We start from the raw sequence: 18,493 nt of genomic DNA, 5'->3' as shown, positions 1-18,493 counted from the left end.
AGCCCGTCAGCGGCCGCAGGCCTTGACGGGCTCACTCCGACCGCGCACATTAACAACCGGAATGGCTTTAAGCGGGTAAGGCCTCGCAGGGAGTGGGTTGGGACAGGCGGAACCTTTCAAACCGCAGCGGCTGACGCCGGTCACGACGCCCCTCACCAGAATCACCCGGTTCAGCTCCGGCTGGCGTCTCCATGCCGCTTCGCGGCATCATGGCCATGAGCCTTCATGTTGAATATCACTCTGCGGGGGTGACCGGATGGACTATTCAGATACCTTCATGCGACAGCATGATGAAATGTGCCAGGTGGTGGGCAGTATTGTGTTTTCGCTCATCGAAGCCGGGCATGACTCAACAAGCGAAAACATCGTGCTCGTGCTGCTCAACGGGCTTGCCGAAACCGGGAGATGGGAACCGGACCAGCTTCTGTACCTCCAGCTGGCCATTGATTTACTGCAGCGTGGCCGCAACATACCCGGACCGGGCTGACCCCGGAAACGGTGTCAGGTTTACCAGAGCTTTTCCAGTATGAGCAGGACCAGCAGATGGCCGGTATAGGCCATATAAAAGAAATGACGCGGCATAAAACGCTGACGGCCTGCCGGGCAGAGGTCCGTGCACAGGGACATTGCGATCAGGGGGAATACCAGTGTTGGCAGTGTGGCCAGTAATAATGTCTCTGCAGGCATGCTGAGCAGATGCGTGATACCGTTTAAGCAGAGCAGTGACAGCACGGCAACAAAGGCGGCCCTGCGCTTCATTTCGGGGGCAGAGCTTCCCGTAACGGTTGCCAGGCTGACGGCCAGTATGACGCCCGACAGGCCATAACTTGCGGGCTGAAGCGGAAATATCATAAGCGCCAGAAGCAGCCCACCGACAAGGTTTCCCTTCTGGCCATACCGGTACCGCAGGGCAAGCAGCTGCGTGACGCCGGCGAACACGAACAGGATGTTCATCGCCCACCACGGCTGGTGACCCAGGAAGGCCAGGCTGAATACCGGCTGCGTGATGACTGCCCAGATCCACAGCCGGTTTGCCCTTACCTGCAGACGTTCTGGCGAACGCTGCACGTTCATCGCCCATATAAGCGTGAACAGGGGGAAGGCCATCCGGCCAAGCGCATACATCACCGGCCAGGCTGGCGTCAGAAACAGCGTATTGATGTGATCGATGAGCATGGCCAGAAGCGCCACGAGCTTGATCATATCCAGTGCTGCCGGGCTGGGTTGGCTGGTTTTCTGCAGGTTGTGAAATGCATCGGGTACGAACAGATTCATGCTGAATACTCCCCAGACGACATGCGTTCAGCAGCCAGCCCTGAACAGAATGCCAGAATACTCTGCCGGTTTGCGATGTCACCCTGACTTTTAATTTTTCCAGAATTTTGCGCACCGCAAATTCTGATTTATCCCGCAGCACACGCATGGCGCCGGTCACATCTTTATTCTGAATACAAATAGTTAAAATATGAAAATCGTTCATGTATCACCCCGTCCGTACTATATTGTTATCGGCAACAACCACAACATATTTAGATTAGGGGACGCACTGACCTGTAAAAAATTATTTCAGTTTCGAGGGCCCATTCTTTATTTACGAAATAACCGGCCATTAAATGACAGCAGCCAGAATTAACCCACACCAGTATAATACACTTCCTTTTTATAATTTTCAGCGAATATCTCTTTGCCGGACATTCATCCTGACATGTTCTTTCTGTAAAGTTTCAACTGAATACAGACCAGGAATCAGCTTTATCCAGCTGATTCCTTATGAGAAACGCATCAACTTCTCCTCTCATTGCCGGTAACAGTTCCAGCGTATCAAGCTGCCCGGCAGGATCGTATTTTTCTGGTTCGTCATTTAACTCACAGCCTGCCCGGTGCATAACAATGACACTGATAGTCATTATATAGGGCTGCTCATCGTAGTGGTAGCCGGGTGAGTCAGGGTACTGTTCTTCGAACAGTTCGATCAACCGGAGAGTTTCCGCTTTTATTTCCTTTTCCCTGGAGATAATCAGAGCCATTCGCCGTGCTTCTTCTGATTTAATGGCCTGTTCTGCATCTTTGAGAGCCTGTCGTTTACGGGGGTCTCCCGATCTCTTTTTCATAATTATTGAATCTCAATATATTGAATGTACTAATTATCAGTATTTATAACATTAGCCGTTTTATAAGACCATTATCAACCCCTGCGGTGCATCATTCAGTGAAAATTACCCGGCCTGCAATTTTTTGCGTCTGGCAGCCGTACATCATGTTGAACAGATACAGTGAGATTACAGTCTGATAAAAGTCTGTCCCTGAATATGGTACAGGATGTACTTCTCGCATGACTTTTCTGCGTCAGAATCAGTCAATTCCCCTCCTTTAGATGGAGATCGTATGCTAAAGTTTGTCAGCTTAACAGGGGTAGTCTGGTGACAGGAAATTAAAAAAGGACAAATACTCAATGGCTTTACAAGGAAAATTTGTTGTTAATGACGCTACCTTTAGCCCTTTGACGTTCTATGGCATAGGCACATTTCTGGCTTATTCCGGTAATGACCAATACCGGAATCGTGCGGGGTGTATTGGTGTCCCTGATAATGGTCCAATTCCTGACGGCCGTTATCACATAGTCAATCGCCCTTCCGGAGGATGGAAAAGGGTTATTCGTACTGATCTCCATGATTTTTATTCATGGCCGACTTCAAGGCCGGTGATCAAGTATGAGTGGTTTGCCCTGTATCGCGATGACGGGAAAATTGACGATCACACATGGGTTAATGGTGTTGAACGGGGGAATTTCCGTTTGCATCCCCCAGGTCCTCTTGGAATATCCCTGGGATGCATTACGTTGCAACATCGCACTGACTTCATTGCGATTCGACAGGCGTTAATGTCAACGCCGCAGATCAGGCTGCCTAATGGTCTGATGTCTTATGGAACGATTGAGGTGATCTTGAATGGCCGCGAGATGTGTCCCGACGGGATTTAGAATTCTGATTTGTGTCGCTGTATTTGCACTGACGTTTCTTTTGGTTCGGCCGTCAGATCCTGCGACGCAAGGCCAGATTGAATTCTGGAAGAAGTTAGCCGGGCTGTTTGGTGAGCGTGATGTTGAAGGGTTCGTTGGTATCTCTCTGCTTGTCATTTGCTCAGTGGTTATGGTCATAGCATATCCACTTATCGTCCGCTTTATTGAAAAACGGCTGAACAAATGAACTGAATTGATAAGGATCTTCTTGAGTTCCTTTTTTCAGGCGTCATCTGACAAAACCTCTGTCCTGATGCTGGCTCCGCCAGCGCCAGGGTTCTGTCTGGCCCGGAACTGACCAGAGTCCGGCACCCTGCCGGCGGGCTTCGGCTTCCAGCTGTGCGTAGTCAGTCCGGGCCGGTTTTCCGTGGTACCGGTATACCCAGGCCAGCCCTTTGCGGATCTGCACGGCATTCACATCCGTTGCGCCAAGCCACACGGTGCCCAGCCGCCGCCCGTAGCGATCCGTTTCTTCACCCGTGATGGTTACGTTGCGCTGCGCCACCATTGATGTGAGTTCCTGTCTGGAGCGCTGGCCAAAAGGCTGGCTCTTTTCCGGCGCATCGATGCCGGCAAGACGAACGCGCGTAAGACGGTTCCCCGTTTCAAGAACCTCAACGGTATCCCCGTCCAGCACGCGAACGACCCGGCCGCTGATATCTGCGCTGGCCGAAAAGGTCACCACGAGCAGGGCCATGACACTGAGCTGCCGGATCATGCATACACCTCACCTGCTGTACCGCTGTTCAGTTTTTCATTACCAATGAGCTGCAGGGCATAACCGACATTCAGTCCGGTCATGTTGGTATTCAGCTCTTTCATCATGTCTGCGCTCGTATACCGGACACTGTCCTTCAGGCTGCCCCGGTAGCCTTTTGAGGTGACAACCTGCAGCTGTTCAGGCGTACGTAGCGCGTCCCTTCCTGCAAGCAGGTCTGCTTCAACGGCGCGCAGGTACACCGGAGAGGCGGCCACCACAAACCGATCGTCAGGCCTTGCCTGCATCAGCGTCTTCAGGGAGGTACACCGTCGTTCCGAAGGTGGACGCGTTGTCAGCCGTTCCCAGTGAGTGCGATGGCTGAACGGCATCGTGGAGAACGTCGCTTCATACGGGACCACGGGATCAGAGACATGAAGTAGCCCCAGGCCTGCGGATAAAATCCACATCTCAGCACCACTACGCGCCGCAGCTGCTACTGCCCTGCTCCAGTGCTGGCCTGTATACAGCTCGCCGGCGTTCATGGGGGGCGATCCGCGACGGGCCTGCGCCAGTCTTTCCATCCAGAGCCCGTAAGCTCTCTCCACGTCACGTTCATCCGGAAAGACCGCATCACCTGCAGCCACAGTTTTGCGGCGCGTGCAGGTGACGATGAGATGGACGTCAGGTCGCGTTTTATAACAGACTGGCATTATTATCGAGCCGGTTTACGAAGCTTCTGAAGGAGCAGAATTTCCCTGTCATCCAGCTCATCCCCATTCTTCAACTTTTTAAATATAATTTTGTATCTCTTCGCTCTTCTCCATGTATGGATACTGACCAGCATTGCGGTTAATGCAATTATCATGGCAATAATTGATGCATAAATAGATGTATTTTCTGGCATTTTTTATCCTTCATGCAGTCGATGGAATTAATACAGTGAAGACCACCAGAGAGCGCATCTGATATCTCTATCGGATCAGCTGTCAGGCATGGCCCGGTTTAAAAAGATACGCTGACAGTTCTGCTGCAGTGATATCAAACCCGAGTTGCTGTATGACTTCTGCCAGTTTTTTCTCTGCCGTATCGCGGTCAATCTGATTCAGTAACATCTGGAGAGCGGCCTGTTTAAGCTCCGGAGGCAGATGATCCAGATCAATAAGGATATCGCCGTCAGTTTCTTCAGCCGATTCCCTGAAAAGCCAGCCGTAGTCCGTGTGCTCAGCATTCATGTCAGTCGTCTCCGTAACGAAAATTTTTATCGGGATTACTTCACCCAGTCTTCCAGCACCAGGCCCGGCACCCGTTCAAACTCTCTCACATTATTCGTCACCAGTACCGCGCCGGCCGCAATGGCGTGCCCGGCAATCGCCGTGTCGTTCGGGCCGATCGGCGTGCCGGCGAGGCGCAGCGCCACCTTTATCTCCGTGGTCGCATCCACCGCAGCGCGATCCCAGGGCAGGATGGCATCGAGGCGGGAGCAGAACGCGTCAACCAGCTGCATGTGGCGGGGCGAGGCCTTCGGGCCGGTGGCGCCGAATCGCATCTCGGCGTAAGTGATGGCCGAAACCACAATGCGGTGACCCCGCAGCACCGCCTGCTCCAGGCGTTTCAGCACGGCTTCCGGCTGCTCGCGCATAATGAACGAGCAGATGTTAGTGTCGAGCATATAGATTTTGTTCACAGGTCAAATCGTCCTTCGTCTCTGACAACGTCCTCCCGCTCCGCCATAAAGTCCGGGTCAGCTTTTTCGAGCTGCGCGAATGAACCCCAGGTCGGCCGGACGGGACGCAGGATGATGCTGTCTCCTTCCCGGACGATCTCCAGCTCGCTCACCCCCTCAAAATCCAGATCGCGGGGCAGGCGGATGGCGCGGTTGTTGCCGTTTTTGAAAATAGATACGGTTCTCATAGGTTTTATCCCTTGAAGTCCTTAGCCCGAAAAGTGAGCAAGGTCTGCTAATAATACAGACCAGTAACGTTAAGACAGCCAGAGTACGGCTGCTGCATATGTATAGTATATGCAAAAAAAATATTTGTATAGGGTTTGCATATGCAGATGCCAGGCATATGGTTATGTTTAACATATACTATGTTCTCTCTTTTCCCGCTCAGATCCGAAAAAAGGCAAAATCGGACTAGCTGGCCTGAAGCACCTGACTGACCTGACGGTATGGTGAGTTTTTGGACCGAACGGAAGTTTTGAATGGGAAATTATTCAGGTTTAGAGACAGAATTTGTTCAGCGAACGCTGGCGCTTATCGGCCTGCATAAGGGGCTCAGTCGCCGTAAAACTCTCTCTGCGCAACGAGCGCATATATTAAGGGCGCACATTGCGCCCTTCTGTTATTAACTGAGTGTCGCTTCAACGAGGTAGGTCGTAATTTCTTTTTCTGGATTCCCGTAAACAGGGTATTTGAAATTCATAGCGGTTCTGCTGGTAACCGTTATCGTGGCCCCGGCCGCAAAAAGAACTTCAAGCTCATTTCCCTTTTCTGGCTCATCCATGTCGAACACGAAGGCTTTAACCTGGGGATCGATAACCGTAATGACCATCAAATCAATGTAGCCTGCCTTGTACGCTTTACCTGAGTGTTCAGCTTCACGCATGGCAACCTGTGGACAGAAGGTCGTGGCAAAGGGGTCACTGAGTTTTGTAACAATGTTCTTTCCCATCCACTGACCACCGTGGAACAGAATCTGATCATGGGGGATCATCACCCCATGGTTATTTATCTCGTTGTTCGCCTGCGCCATCTGCGCCTGAGAAAGGGGGTACAGCTGCTGATAATCCAGTAAGATTTGCGGTGTAACTGACGGCATGTTTGCTCTCCAGTTCGCGTATTCACCGCCATTCTCCAGTTCATTTTCAATATGCCACGCAATATCGCCATTAGCCCCTGCGAAAGCCAGAACTTGCGCCGCATCAAGCGGGGATGTTATGGGGGAGCGCGGCACATGGTCGGGGTAACTATCGTGTATTCTGGCAGTGCAGTCTGTGTGGAAAGGGTTGATAATATTCATAGTCGGAGCAATCATCCTTTAAAAATTATTGTCATTATTTCATCACCTTTCTAATCGGATACTTAAAAGAACACCATCATTTTCGCTAAAGAATGCACATAGCCTTCAGTAATAAGTCGCATATTGCTTGTTTTTTGCGCACAACCTTTCCGCAGATCCGAAAAAAGTGTTAACCGGTTCTCTTGCACCCACTGACAGGAAGGTTTTACAGTCGCATCAACAATATCGTTTCGCCTGCGCCTGCCTGATAAAGGAACCCTGCATGCATTTTTATGTGGATGAAACCGGTCATACCGGTCCGAATCTTTTTGACCGTACCCAGCCTGTGCTTTCCTACGGTGTGCTTTCCTCACCGGATGACCTGGACAAGGTTGCCGAAGCAGATCTTGCTGCCTTGCGTAAGAAACTGGGAGTGCAGCGCCTGCACGCCGCAGAACTGGGAATTCACCGCCTTGATGAGGTGGTTGATACGCTGCTTGTCCTGCAGAAGAAGCACCGGATACGGTTTGATGTCTGGCAGGTGGTTAAACGGGATCACGCCATTATTTCGTTCTTCGACCAGGTGTTCGACCAGGGGATGAATCCTGCTGTGCCCGGGGTTGCCTACTGGACCCCCTTTCGTTACCCGCTGCTGCTGAATCTGGCAAGCCTGTTCGATGATGAACTGGCTGAAAAAGCGTGGCGTGCCCGCCTCGAAGCCCATGATGAACGTTCCTCATCCCTGTTCAGTGAGGTATGCAGGGCGTTACTTGCGCGCGTCCATACCCTGGGGGATCACCGTTACATTGAACTGATTACCGATGCGTTGTCCTGGGCGATGACCCACTTTGACGAGCTGGGATATAACTGCAAAACCGGCAAGCAAAAACTGCAGATCATGCCCAACATGATTGGATTTCAGTTCGTATTACGCGGTATCTGTTTCCGCCTGGGAGCACCAAATCGAAAAGCCGACATCGTTGTAGACCAGCAGTCGCAGTTCAACACCACCCAGCGGGAGCTGAGGGATTTCTATTACCAGATACGCGAGCAGCCCTGGATAAACGGACCCGGTTTACCGGGCATGGATGTGACGAACATGCCGGCTGAACCGCTGGTCTTCCAGTCGGGTACACAGAGTGCAGGGCTGGAGCTGGTTGATATATATCTCTGGATCTTCAAACGCTTTATGGAAGGGAAGGAGCTGACCAGGCCGTTAGCCCGCCTGGTTTACACCAACCGCAATACCGGCAGGATGGACAGTGTCTCCCTGCAATCGGTCGCTAAACGAGCTAAGGAGTTCCTGGACAAACTGCAGGAGCCAACGGCTGAAATGTTGAAAAAGGCCAGTGAATACCGGGATCAGGAAGAGGCTAAACGGCTGGCACATCGGGTGCAAATCCTGCCGGCATCCTGATCCGGCAGGTTATGTATGCACGTTAGTGGAAGCGGCCGGGACGGGATGATACGTCCGTCCGGCATCTTCGGGAGGGACCGCGGGCCGTTAATCTTCAGACTGGATTTCCCGGATACTCTTCAAATCAAGGCGGTTTGCACTCCAGACGCCGCTTCCGGCCGCAGCGCCCGTGTCCTTTCTGAAGCGCAGGCCGCACTCACTGACCCACTGGGTGTTCGTTTCCCGCAGCCTGACCTCGCGGGGCCGGTAGCATTCTGTAATGATCCCCACGTGCGTCATTGGCCGTTGTTTTTTCTGCCCGGTGACCTGAGTGCCCGTACCTGACGCACCGGCCACCGCTCCGGCGCGGTACTGAGGCAGGATCTCCGTGGAGACCAGCAGAGGCATACTGTCAGGTGCCCTGCCCTGTCCTGACGCAGCGAGCAGTTCGTCCGCCACCTCCTTCAGCCAGGCATACAGGTTACATGCCTGGTCAGGAATGCCGGCGAACGTCAGTTCACGCGTGCTGAGTGTCCCGCCGTGGGCCCGGACCCTCTGAATAAACCCCGCGATCTGCCCGCCGGACTCAATGGGCTCTGCCACAATCCGGTCGTGATACCCGTCAAACTGATCCAGCGTCAGGTCGATGTACTCCCCGTCCAGGGCGACAATGACGTGGCCGTGTCTGTCAGGACCGTCATCCCACTGCATGCCGATAATATAGGGATGCAGTTTGCTGCAGTCTTCCGTCAGATATTCAGCCAGCGTCTGGCTGGCCAGCTCGCAGCAGCCGTCCGGGAAATCCTTCAGTACGTCACGCCAGACGGACGGTACCGGCTCGCCGGACCGTTCACCGGCTGCCAGCTCCAGGGCGCGGCGGAAGGCCTCCACCCGGGCCCGGGTGTCCGCATTCATTTCTTCACCTTCCCGTCCTGGCGGGCCAGGGCCAGCAGTTCGGTCTGAAGCTGACGGCCGTCCTCCCGGGCTTCCTTCAGCTCCGCTTTCGTGTCCTGCAGCTGCGCCGCCAGGTGTTCGCCGGTGGCGGTCAGGCGGGCCACCTGCTCGCGCAGCGGCAGCGCCTCCGCGCGCAGCTCGCGCACCTCCTGCAGCAGGCGGTCACGTTCGGCCACCACCTCCCGCAGCACCGCCAGCTCGCTCTCCAGGGCGGCCACGTTCGCCAGGGCCTCATCCCGCTCCTGGTCGGCCCGGGCAATGTCGTCGTCGGCCTGCTCGCGCGCCGCCAGGGTGTCAGCATCAGCCTGCCTGACGGCCGCCTGCCACAGCAGCCCCAGCTGGCCGGTCAGCAGCTGCGCCAGCTCTGCCGGCAGCGGCGTGGTCTGCTCCGCGGCCTGCTCCCGCTGCCGGGCGCGGAACGCGCGCATCACCGGGGAGATATGGGACAGGGAGCCGCCGCCGAGGTGCTGGCGGACCTGCTCGTTGGTCGGGTTCGGGGTGCCGGCGGCGATGAGGGCGGCGGCGGCGTCCTCGATACGGCGGACGGTTTCGGGGGGCAGTGTGCTCATGATGGCTCCGGGGTGGATAAGGGGTCAGTGACAGGATTGTACGCGGCGGGGAAAAAACACACAATACACAAAATACATATCGTACAAATAATACAACTTATACATATCGTACATTACATACATATAATCATACCGTACATACACAGCGTACTCGTTTTCCCGGTCAGATCCGAAAACTCCCGAAGTCGGATCTCAAGGCTGATGGAAGCAGGGGAGTAAGCTGATATAATGATGTAAGAACAAATCTTACATTAAGAAACGGAGGGGTTATGGCCCGTACGATGACGGTGGACGTGGGTGATGAGCTGCGTGAATTTATCGATTCCCTGGTTAAGGCCGGTGATTACCGTACCCAGAGCGAGGTCATGCGTGACGCGCTGCGTTTACTACGCGAGAAGCAGGCTGAATCACGCCTTCAGGAACTGCGCGACCTCCTGGCCGAAGGACTCAGCAGCGGCGAGGCAAAACCATGGAACAAGGATGCATTCCTGAATAATGTCAGGGCCAGGGTGGCAAATGAAAGAAATTGAGCTGACACCGAAAGCAGAAGAAGATCTGGAAGCTATCTGGGATTACAGCTTCAGACAGTTCGGGGTTGTTCAGGCGGATGCGCATATCGGCCGTATAGCCGCGGTGTTTGATGTGCTGGCCATGCACGACATCGGCACGCATCGCGCGGAGCTGGGAGAAGATATCTGCTCGCTGCCGGTGGAACAGTACATGATCTTTTGTGTCATCACATTCGATGGTTACGGTCATACGTATTCTCAGCCAGTCTCAGGATACGGCGCGGCATGAACCCTGGAGATGAACGAGCAAGAATTTAAAATACATAAAAATCAAATAGTTTGTCTAGGCTGTTTTTAAAGGTCCGCTTTGTGGCTAAATTAAAATGTCCGTATGTGGGTTATGTTTTAGCTTTTGCCGAAGATTTCCTGGCTCCTTGTCTGGAGTTGCTGCAGGGCTTCCAGCATGTCGTTCTGGTCCAGACTTCGTTGTGATTTCTTGCCGGGTTGTTTCTTTCTGCGTGACGTCTGGCCGTCAAGGGACGGCAGAGCCTGTGAGCGAGTATTGTCCCGTTTGTCCTGCACCAGTTTTATCATCTCTAGAGCGCGTCCCAGGCGCTTGTTGTCGATGATGGCGCCCTGGTCCAGCTCTCCAAGCCGGTCGTAGGTTATGAAGGGCAGGGAAGTACCGTTAGCCCGGAGCTCAATGGTACCGTCCGGATACTGCCAGACATCAATGTATTTCCCCTGAAAACGACGGTTTCCTTCATTATCTTCAAGCAGATATAACTTCTTATCGTACTGTAATGTCAGGTTTTTTGAGACCTTACGCTGTTCACGCCAGGTGAATGTTGCCTCCAGATTTTCATTGTTCTCAAGCGGACGGTGAACGTCGAAATCGTGACGAGGTGGCTTTGCAAACCGGCGGTTGTAGTCAGCCATAAACTCTTCGGCAAAGGCGTTTGCGGCCTCTGGTGTACTGATACCACGGAGCCGCAGCTCCTTGACCAGGCGGTCCTGTAACGTGAGGTGGGCCCGTTCAACACGGCCCTTGGCTGAACTGGTGTTGGCGCAGATGCCGGTGATGTTCAGCTCGTTCATGGCACGGCCAAACTGAGTCTGGCCATCTCCGCCGGTGGCCTGCTTGTTGTTGATCCTGAAGACACTGGCCTTGTCGCTGTAGAACGCCAGAGGCTTACCGTAACGTTCCAGATAACCGCGGGTGGCTTCAAAATAGGTGAAAGTGGACTCAGAACTGACGAACAGAAGCTGCATCAGCCGGCTGGTCGCATCGTCAACGTAAACGAGCAGTGTGCAGGCCGGACCACGATCCTCGAACCAGCGATGCTCACAGCCATCAATCTGGATGAGTTCTCCAGTACAAGCCCGACGCGGTCGTGGCTGATGTACACGTGGCGGCCGTGACTTGCGGGGGATCCATAAACCAGCCTGTGTCATCAGCTTGCGTACCGTCTCTTTGGCCAGATACAGTCCATGAACCTCGGCGAGCTTCTCACAGGCTAAAGTCGGGCCAAAATCAGCGTAGCGTTCGCGGATAATACGCAGTGCTCGTTCAGCGAGACCCGACATGAGTTGCCGGTTGCCAGGCTGGCCACGACGACGGTTAACAAGTGAAAGCGGCCCATGTTCACGATAGCGCTCCAGCAACCGTCGGCAGTGTCTGTCAGATATCTCAAGCCGGGTTGCTGCAAGACGTGTGGTAAGACGGCGGTCGATAACGTCCTGAAGGATCCTGAGTCGGTTTACATCGTTCATTGAGAAAAACTCCGTTCCGTATGCCGTCATGAGTCTCATCCTTTGAAAGCTGTGATCGCTGTGGTGAGACTGTAGCGCGGACATGTCTATTTGGTCAGAGACGGACATCTCAATTTAGCTACTACACAATAAGTTCGCATAACAAAGATTATGTTAAATAGAGTTAATTAGATAAATAAAATCAATCACTTTTCTGACTCACTGGTGCCCTCTCTGTTAGAGCCAGTCTGGATAAAGAAAATTATAATGGAGCAGCTAAGTCGTGGTGCCCCTGGACAAGGGACAGTATTTTTCTGGCTTTTTCGAAGTGGTCCAGCTTCATCTCCATGATCCACCATTGGGCAACTTCCATGAGTAATTCTGGGTCATCGTTCTTGTTGGCAAAAAAAGCATAAAATGACACACCAACATCACTCCCTTTAGATGCAATTCTGGCTTCACATACCTTTACTATTTTCGCCCGAATACTGGCTCTCATCATCATTCCCCGATGGTTTCAGAAGTCACATGCAATCACACACAGGCAGACAGGCAATCTGTCATTACGTATTTTCATAAGTGTACCTCTTCTATAGCAAAAGCGGTTATCACTTTTATGCGTGTAATTATTATAAGAAAGATTCACCTTGTAACTACCCGGCTTAAAAGTTCAGCCTCCATAATTCTCATCTCAGCCGGGGCTTACCCGGGCACGGCGCCATTCAGCGAAAGAGTCATATTCCGTTCAGGAGGGGGCCTTCATGCCGCTTTGCGGCATTATTTCCCCCTTCCATGAGCATCTCAGGGGTATTTTCCGACATTCATGCTTCAGCCGGTTCGCACATCACTCATTGATGTGAACTTAACCATGAAGTAGTGCAGTAAACCATTCTGATAAAATCACGTCGGCCGTGCTCCCTGCCCCGGCCGTTTACGCTGAAGGCCTGACAGGGAGTGCCGGCTAAAAGAGAATTAATGACGAATCTGCATCAGGTCATCTTCAGTCAGGCCGGTCATTTTCATGACGGTAGTGCGGTCAATACCATTCTGCAGCATGGTACGGGCAACTTCCAGCCGGCCTTCATTACGGCCTTTTTCAATACCGCGCTGTTCGCCTAACTGGATACCTTTCTCTATTCCCTTCTGCTCGAGCTGCTGTGCGATGGTCATAAGTGCGTCTCCGTGTTGCGGCACACGCTGTGCCAGTTCGCGTACAAAGGCTTCGGCGTCGGACGTTTCGCCTGCCTGTACTATGTAGTGTACCAGCGATATGACCTGCGATGAAGACAGATATCCGGCAAGTAAAATGGGCGCCAGTCTGTCAATCAGCTCAGCCAGGTCGCGCTGGTGAATATGTTTCTGAAGCAGGGTCAGGGCGGCCATACTGCGATGGCCTGCGATTTCATCATCAGGGATAACGGTCACGTCAACCAGCGGAAAAGCACTGCTGTAGAGTTTGCAGGCCAGTAGCGGATCCTCAAACTCATCCAGCCACCGAGTGGAGTAAGGGTAAGGGCTTCGCTTACCGGTGTAGAACAGCACCGGTATGACGAGTGGCAACTTTTGATGGCCCGCCTGTAGATGTCGCTGCATGGCCGCTACTGCATAGCGGATCAGCCGAAAGGCCATGTGTTTATCCGCTGAAGACTGGTGCTCAATGAGCACGTGGATGTAACTGTCACCAGCCGTGGTTTTCAGGCTGTAAAGCACGTCGCTGAAATACTGGCGGAGGTCATCTTCAACGAAGGAGCCCGATTCCAGCTTCAGCGTACTGAGATCGCAAATGTTGCGAAGCTCTGTCGGGAGATGCAGCTCCATAAAATCCCGGGCCACATCCGGCTGAGTCAAAAACTGCCTGAATGCAGCATCATGGGGCGTGGGCGTACTTTTCATCGTTTTCATGGGCAGACAGCCTCCGTGCATAATGTCTTTCAATAGTAACACGGGTAGTGTTTTCGTGGAGAACAGCAGCAGTACAAACGCCTGCATGCCAGACCCTGCCCCCCGGTAAACCGTCACCCCGGCAAACTGCCACTGTCAACCGTTAAGCCATTTTTACATTACACCGGGATCCTGTAGCTTCGCAGTAAATCACCGCGAAGGCACAGACGCCGGGCATGTATTATCATATAATCACGTACTGAATTTACGAAATCCAAGAGGCCTGACTGCATACAATTTATCGGAACCCGACCGTACCGCGTAAGCATTTAATCACGTAAGATCAGCCCGGCATTGACGTTTCCGGCATATAGTCATTGCAGCTAACCATCACACCCATGACAAAAAATATATCACTGTCGCTGCACGATTCGTTTTTTGTATCTGAAGAGAAATCGCAGAGTTTGAATTTTCCATTTTCATATCCGATAAATTTCTGAATTTTATATTCTTCAAAATACGATTTCACGACAACAAGATCGCCGGTGCAGGGATGGGATTTTGAATCAATAATCAACAGGTCGCCTTGATTGTAGAACGGCTTTTCTTCAGCGGTGTTTACCTTTAGTCCGTACAGCCTGTAGGGTATGGTACCGGAGCGAATATAATTACTCCATGCGCCTTCGGCCGTTAAAACAAACTCATTCAGGGTTATAGCCCGCAAATCAGTCTCTCCCACGACAGGTAAGGATGTGCTTTTATATCTGACATATTCAGCATCCCCTGCGCTGTCTGAAAGAAAACGGGCCGGTACAACGCCCAGAACCGAGGATAACGATATGGCATCTTCCAGCGAGATAATTTTTAAGCCTTCCTCGTACCTTTTTACACGCACTGAACTTGGCCAGCCGCACAACAGGGCAAGCTCATCAGGATTTAAATTCCATCTTTCACGAAGCCTTTTAAGTTCTTTTCCGGCTGTTGTCATATTGTGATAACCTCGCACGATTACTGCACACGGAAATTCCCTGAAAACATAAATTAAAGATATTCCTCGCATCAGTCAAGAAAGCAAGTATCGGAATGATTTGTATAAAATATTAAATCTTATTAATCTGAATACTGAATCCACTCAGCGCGGAAATACGGTGCGCACAATACCGGTTCATTAATCTGAATGGGTAGTGAGGGAATTGTTCAGTCCCCATTCAGGAGTAAATCCTCACTCAGAATCTGATGCAGAATATAATTTTAATTAATTTTAAATAAATTAACTTCATCGCCCGGAGGGCTTTGACTACTTTTTGAGGTTGTTACTTATAAAGTCGTTTTTTAACAAGAACCAGTGAGTACGTTATTAATCTTAAAATGGTAATCAAATGAATAATCCGAAGCTAGAATCCCGGCGCGGGGTTAAACTGGTCGCCTGGACGAATATCATTGCCCAGATTGCTTTTCCTGTCGCGGCGGCATTTACACCATCATCCGCGGTTGCCCGTTCTCAACAAGAACTCAATCTTAATGACGCTGAACTCGCGGCGCTCGCGGTGAAACCCTATACCCTTCAGGACAACGAAACTGTACAGACGCTTGCCGAGCGGTTTTCACTCACGGTCGGGCAGCTTAAAAAGCTCAACCAGCTCAGGACATTCAGCACGCCTTTTGAAGATCTTGGCGCAGGCGCAGAGATTGATGTCCCTGCCTCTCCGCTGAAAGAAAAGACGGCGCCGGCCAGCCCATTCTCTGTTGATAACGACTCACTTCAGCGGGACATAGCTTCAGCCAGTACGCGTACCGCAGGTATCCTGCAGTCCCCGGATATTTCAGGCTCCCTTGCCGGGCAGGCGAAAAGCATGGCGGTTGAAAAGGCCAATCAGGAAATCAATAGCTGGCTGAGCGGTGCAGGAACCGCAAAGGCAAAACTGAATATCGACAACAAGGGGCGCATTGATGGCACTGAACTCGATATGCTGATCCCTTTACGCGATACGCCCTCCTCGCTCACGTTCACGCAGTTCGGGGCTCGTCATATAAACGATCGCACCATGGCTAACCTTGGGCTGGGCCAGCGCCATTACATCGATAACGAATGGATGTTTGGTTATAACGCGTTTTTTGACTACGATCTGAGACGCGACCACTCCCGCGCCGGTCTTGGTCTCGAACTGGCAAGAGACTACCTCAAATTCGGGGCTAACAGCTACTTCCGTACCAGCAACTGGCGTGCCTCTCCGGATGTCACCGATTACGACGAGCGTCCGGCTAACGGATTCGATTTCAGGACAGAAGCCTGGCTACCAGCCATGCCCCAACTCGGCGCCTCGCTTGCTTATGAACAGTACTACGGAGAGGATGTCGGGCTGTTTGGTAAAAACAGCCGCAGCCGTAATCCTGCTGCGATGACGGCAGGCCTCAGCTATACCCCCTTCCCGTTGCTGACCGTTGGTGTTGATCGAAAACAGGGTACCACTGCAGGCGAAGGAGAGACCCGCTTCAGTCTTGGTCTGAACTATGATTTAGGTGCATCCTGGCTGCGCCAGACAGATCCTGACTCAGTCGGCTCTAAACGTACCCTCGCCGGCTCTCGCTATGACCTGGTCGACCGCAATAATGAAATTGTGCTTGAGTACCGCAAGCAGGAACTCATCCGCCTTAAAGCCCCGTCACTTGTCAGCGGTCAGTCGGGCGAGACCAAACCCATCACGCTCAGCGTTCGCGCGAAATACGGTCTTGAGCGTATCCGCTGGGATGATGCAGCTCTGGTTGCTGCAGGCGGCAGCATTAGCGGTAGCGGACAGCAATACAACGTTGTCCTTCCACCGTATGCCGAAAACGGCCTGAATACGGTCAGCGTTTACGCCGTGGCCGTCGATAAAAAAGGCAATATCTCGACACGCGAAGAAGTGCAGATCTCTGTTCTTTCCGCAGGAATAAGCGCCACGGAAAGCCTGTTTGACTCAGATGAGGATGTCCTGCCTGCAGATGCAACCAGCACTTCCAGACTGATCCTGAAACTTGAGGACGCAGCGGGTAATCCGGTAACAGGGCTCGCCGGGGATATTGTCCTGAAATTTGACATGCCGGGCAATGAAGGAACGCTGCCTGAGTTTTCCAGCTTCAGGGAAACGTCGCCGGGTGTCTATGAAGCGACCATGACGACCGGGACCCGTGCCGGAACGCTGGTCATCACTCCGACAGTACAGGGCACCGCCCTTGCTCCTGTTACCGTTGAGATTGTTCCGCCTGCAGCGCCTTCGGCGGCCGATCTCAGACTTTCCGGTCAGCTTAGCGTGGGAAGTACGCTTACGGGCAGCTACCGGTTTGTCCAGTCACAGACGGTAGAAAATGCAAGCCGAAATATTGCAAAAGCAGAAGATGCTTCACGCTACGCATGGGGCGAGAAAGGCTCAACAGCAGAGCGTGTTTCAGAGGGCAAACGGATTTCAACATCCGGAGAGATCCCGGGCTACGTCGTTACTTCTGCGGATGCAGGTAAGTTTATTGAGCTGTCGCTTCTTCCGGCCAATACCCTCAGTCTCACGGGTAAAATCCTCACGGTTGACACCAGCATGAGTAAGGATCAGGGCAACGATGCCAGTGATGGCGCAGACGGGCTGGTTATTGATCCGACTGCCGCACCGTCGGTCAGCAGCGTTGTGCTAAAAGGTAAGCTTCTGCTGGGAGAGAAACTGTCTGGTACCTATGTGTTCAGCCCCGGCACCGGCGACAGAACAGATCGTTCCGCGTATGCATGGGGCACCAAAGGAATGACGTCTTCGGCCGTGAACGGTTCAGGTGAGATCATCTCTCAGCAAGGCGTGATACCTGAGCGTGCACTGGTTGAGGATGATGCCGGTAAGATTATTGAACTGTCAGTGCAGGCCCGAAACGGAAAGAACATTAAGGGCAATACGGTCACTGTAGATACCTCCATGTCAGAAGAACAGGGAAATCAGTCCACTGACGGTAACAACGGCCAGATCGTCGATACGAAGGCCTCACCGTCCGTCTCCGGCCTCAAAATCTCCGGCTCGCTCCTCTCCGGCAAGTCACTCAGCGCCGTGTACACCTTCGCCCCCGGCAACGGCAACCCGGACGACCGCTCCCGCTTCGAATGGGGCTACCAGGGCAACACGTCCGGCTCGGTGGCAGCCAACGGCCTACCGGTCACGAACTCCGGCACCGTCCCTGACCGTCCGGTCACGGCCGCCGACGCCGGCCAGGTGATCGAGCTCTCCGTTCAGGCACGCAACGGCCTCGGCGTCACCGGGAACACCCTCACCGACAACACCCGGACCAACGGCGGGCAGGGTAACATCACGGACGGCAACAACGGCCAGGCCGTCGATGCGAATGCCGCACCGTCCGTCTCCGGCCTCGTGATTTCCGGCTCGCTCCTCTCCGGCAAGTCACTCACCGCCACGTACACCTTCGCCCCCGGCACGGGCAACCCGGACGACCGCTCCCGCTACGCGTGGGGCAACGTCAACACCACCTCCGGCCAGGTCGCTGTCAACGGGCAAACCGTCGCAACTTCCGGCACCGTCCCTGACCGTCCGGTCACGGCCGCCGACGCCGGCAACGTGATCGAGCTCTCCGTCCAGGCCCGCAACGGCCTCGGCGTCACCGGGAACACCCTCACCGACAGCACGCAGGCCAACGGCGGGCAGGGTAACATCACGGACGGCAACAACGGCCAGGCCGTCGATGC

General features: G+C 53.2%; 20 protein-coding genes and 1 pseudogene. 6 read left to right on the top strand and 15 right to left on the bottom strand.

Going from position 1 to position 18,493, the window contains the following annotated elements:
• Positions 1-256 precede the first annotated feature (256 nt).
• On the top strand, positions 257-487 hold the full coding sequence (locus AC6BYQ_RS23830; RefSeq protein WP_498057640.1) for a DUF2767 family protein: 231 nt from the start codon (positions 257-259) through the stop codon (positions 485-487).
• Positions 488-507: 20 nt separating this feature from the next.
• Here the strand turns inward: AC6BYQ_RS23830 and AC6BYQ_RS23825 are convergent, their stop codons facing one another.
• Positions 508-1,275, bottom strand: coding sequence for a TraX family protein (locus tag AC6BYQ_RS23825; protein WP_498057639.1), 768 nt, complete (start codon positions 1,273-1,275; stop codon positions 508-510).
• A gap of 449 nt (positions 1,276-1,724) precedes the next feature.
• Positions 1,725-2,111 carry a hypothetical protein gene (locus tag AC6BYQ_RS23820; RefSeq protein WP_133052143.1) on the bottom strand — a complete coding sequence of 129 codons (387 nt, stop codon included), beginning with the start codon at positions 2,109-2,111 and terminating at the stop codon, positions 1,725-1,727.
• 341 nt (positions 2,112-2,452) lie between these two features.
• Between AC6BYQ_RS23820 and AC6BYQ_RS23815 the strand changes: the two genes are divergently transcribed.
• Complete coding sequence (locus AC6BYQ_RS23815; protein ID WP_498057638.1) at positions 2,453-2,980, top strand: DUF2778 domain-containing protein; 528 nt, start codon at positions 2,453-2,455, stop codon at positions 2,978-2,980.
• Positions 2,981-3,248: 268 nt separating this feature from the next.
• Here the strand turns inward: AC6BYQ_RS23815 and AC6BYQ_RS23810 are convergent, their stop codons facing one another.
• The 7 genes from AC6BYQ_RS23810 to AC6BYQ_RS23780 form a co-directional block, all read right to left on the bottom strand.
• Positions 3,249-3,737, bottom strand: a complete 489-nt coding sequence (locus AC6BYQ_RS23810; RefSeq protein ID WP_498057637.1) for a thermonuclease family protein — start codon at positions 3,735-3,737, stop codon at positions 3,249-3,251.
• Positions 3,734-4,261 (bottom strand): DUF6884 domain-containing protein, encoded by a 528-nt coding sequence (locus tag AC6BYQ_RS23805; RefSeq protein ID WP_498057636.1) that lies wholly within the window; start codon positions 4,259-4,261, stop codon positions 3,734-3,736. Before AC6BYQ_RS23805 ends, AC6BYQ_RS23810 begins: the two co-directional genes overlap by 4 nt.
• A gap of 170 nt (positions 4,262-4,431) precedes the next feature.
• A complete protein-coding gene (locus AC6BYQ_RS23800) occupies positions 4,432-4,623 on the bottom strand; it encodes a hypothetical protein (RefSeq protein WP_107112206.1) in 192 nt (63 codons plus the stop codon).
• Positions 4,624-4,705: 82 nt separating this feature from the next.
• On the bottom strand, positions 4,706-4,951 hold the full coding sequence (locus AC6BYQ_RS23795) for a hypothetical protein (protein WP_498057635.1): 246 nt from the start codon (positions 4,949-4,951) through the stop codon (positions 4,706-4,708).
• A gap of 35 nt (positions 4,952-4,986) precedes the next feature.
• Complete coding sequence (locus tag AC6BYQ_RS23790) at positions 4,987-5,403, bottom strand: type II toxin-antitoxin system VapC family toxin (protein WP_498057634.1); 417 nt, start codon at positions 5,401-5,403, stop codon at positions 4,987-4,989.
• Complete coding sequence (vapB, locus tag AC6BYQ_RS23785; RefSeq protein ID WP_318155655.1) at positions 5,400-5,630, bottom strand: type II toxin-antitoxin system VapB family antitoxin; 231 nt, start codon at positions 5,628-5,630, stop codon at positions 5,400-5,402. Before vapB ends, AC6BYQ_RS23790 begins: the two co-directional genes overlap by 4 nt.
• 437 nt (positions 5,631-6,067) lie before the next feature.
• Positions 6,068-6,742: a hypothetical protein gene (locus AC6BYQ_RS23780; protein ID WP_498057633.1), complete on the bottom strand. Its 675-nt coding sequence runs from the start codon at positions 6,740-6,742 to the stop codon at positions 6,068-6,070.
• A gap of 262 nt (positions 6,743-7,004) precedes the next feature.
• Here AC6BYQ_RS23780 and AC6BYQ_RS23775 point away from each other — a divergent pair, with 262 nt between their 5' ends.
• Positions 7,005-8,138, top strand: a complete 1,134-nt coding sequence (locus AC6BYQ_RS23775) for a DUF3800 domain-containing protein (RefSeq protein ID WP_498057632.1) — start codon at positions 7,005-7,007, stop codon at positions 8,136-8,138.
• A gap of 87 nt (positions 8,139-8,225) precedes the next feature.
• Here AC6BYQ_RS23775 and AC6BYQ_RS23770 read toward each other — a convergent pair whose 3' ends face one another.
• Positions 8,226-9,032, bottom strand: a complete 807-nt coding sequence (locus AC6BYQ_RS23770; protein WP_498057631.1) for a hypothetical protein — start codon at positions 9,030-9,032, stop codon at positions 8,226-8,228.
• On the bottom strand, positions 9,029-9,640 hold the full coding sequence (locus tag AC6BYQ_RS23765) for a DNA-binding protein (protein WP_498057630.1): 612 nt from the start codon (positions 9,638-9,640) through the stop codon (positions 9,029-9,031). Before AC6BYQ_RS23765 ends, AC6BYQ_RS23770 begins: the two co-directional genes overlap by 4 nt.
• A 269-nt stretch (positions 9,641-9,909) precedes the next feature.
• Here AC6BYQ_RS23765 and AC6BYQ_RS23760 point away from each other — a divergent pair, with 269 nt between their 5' ends.
• Positions 9,910-10,170 carry a type II toxin-antitoxin system ParD family antitoxin gene (locus AC6BYQ_RS23760; RefSeq protein ID WP_047959909.1) on the top strand — a complete coding sequence of 87 codons (261 nt, stop codon included), beginning with the start codon at positions 9,910-9,912 and terminating at the stop codon, positions 10,168-10,170.
• Positions 10,157-10,451 (top strand): annotated as a pseudogene (locus AC6BYQ_RS23755) (type II toxin-antitoxin system RelE/ParE family toxin). Before AC6BYQ_RS23760 ends, AC6BYQ_RS23755 begins: the two are co-directional and overlap by 14 nt.
• A 103-nt stretch (positions 10,452-10,554) precedes the next feature.
• Here AC6BYQ_RS23755 and AC6BYQ_RS23750 read toward each other — a convergent pair.
• The 4 genes from AC6BYQ_RS23750 to AC6BYQ_RS23735 form a co-directional block, all read right to left on the bottom strand.
• On the bottom strand, positions 10,555-11,952 hold the full coding sequence (locus AC6BYQ_RS23750) for an ISNCY family transposase (protein WP_498057629.1): 1,398 nt from the start codon (positions 11,950-11,952) through the stop codon (positions 10,555-10,557).
• A 211-nt stretch (positions 11,953-12,163) separates the two neighbouring features.
• Positions 12,164-12,400, bottom strand: a complete 237-nt coding sequence (locus tag AC6BYQ_RS23745; RefSeq protein WP_498057628.1) for a DUF6500 family protein — start codon at positions 12,398-12,400, stop codon at positions 12,164-12,166.
• Positions 12,401-12,873: 473 nt separating this feature from the next.
• The gene (locus tag AC6BYQ_RS23740; RefSeq protein ID WP_498057627.1) at positions 12,874-13,803 is read right to left on the bottom strand and encodes an Rpn family recombination-promoting nuclease/putative transposase; all 930 of its coding nucleotides are present in this window, start codon (positions 13,801-13,803) and stop codon (positions 12,874-12,876) included.
• A gap of 322 nt (positions 13,804-14,125) precedes the next feature.
• Positions 14,126-14,770: a helix-turn-helix domain-containing protein gene (locus AC6BYQ_RS23735; protein WP_498057626.1), complete on the bottom strand. Its 645-nt coding sequence runs from the start codon at positions 14,768-14,770 to the stop codon at positions 14,126-14,128.
• Positions 14,771-15,161: 391 nt separating this feature from the next.
• Between AC6BYQ_RS23735 and AC6BYQ_RS23730 the strand changes: the two genes are divergently transcribed.
• Positions 15,162-18,493: inverse autotransporter beta domain-containing protein (locus AC6BYQ_RS23730; RefSeq protein ID WP_498057625.1), on the top strand; the 3,332-nt coding region annotated here is incomplete at its 3' end.

This window comes from Serratia sp. LTN-2, from assembly GCF_059740205.1.
Note: the sequence above shows the minus strand (reverse complement) of the source record. Positions and strands in the feature narration are given on the sequence as shown.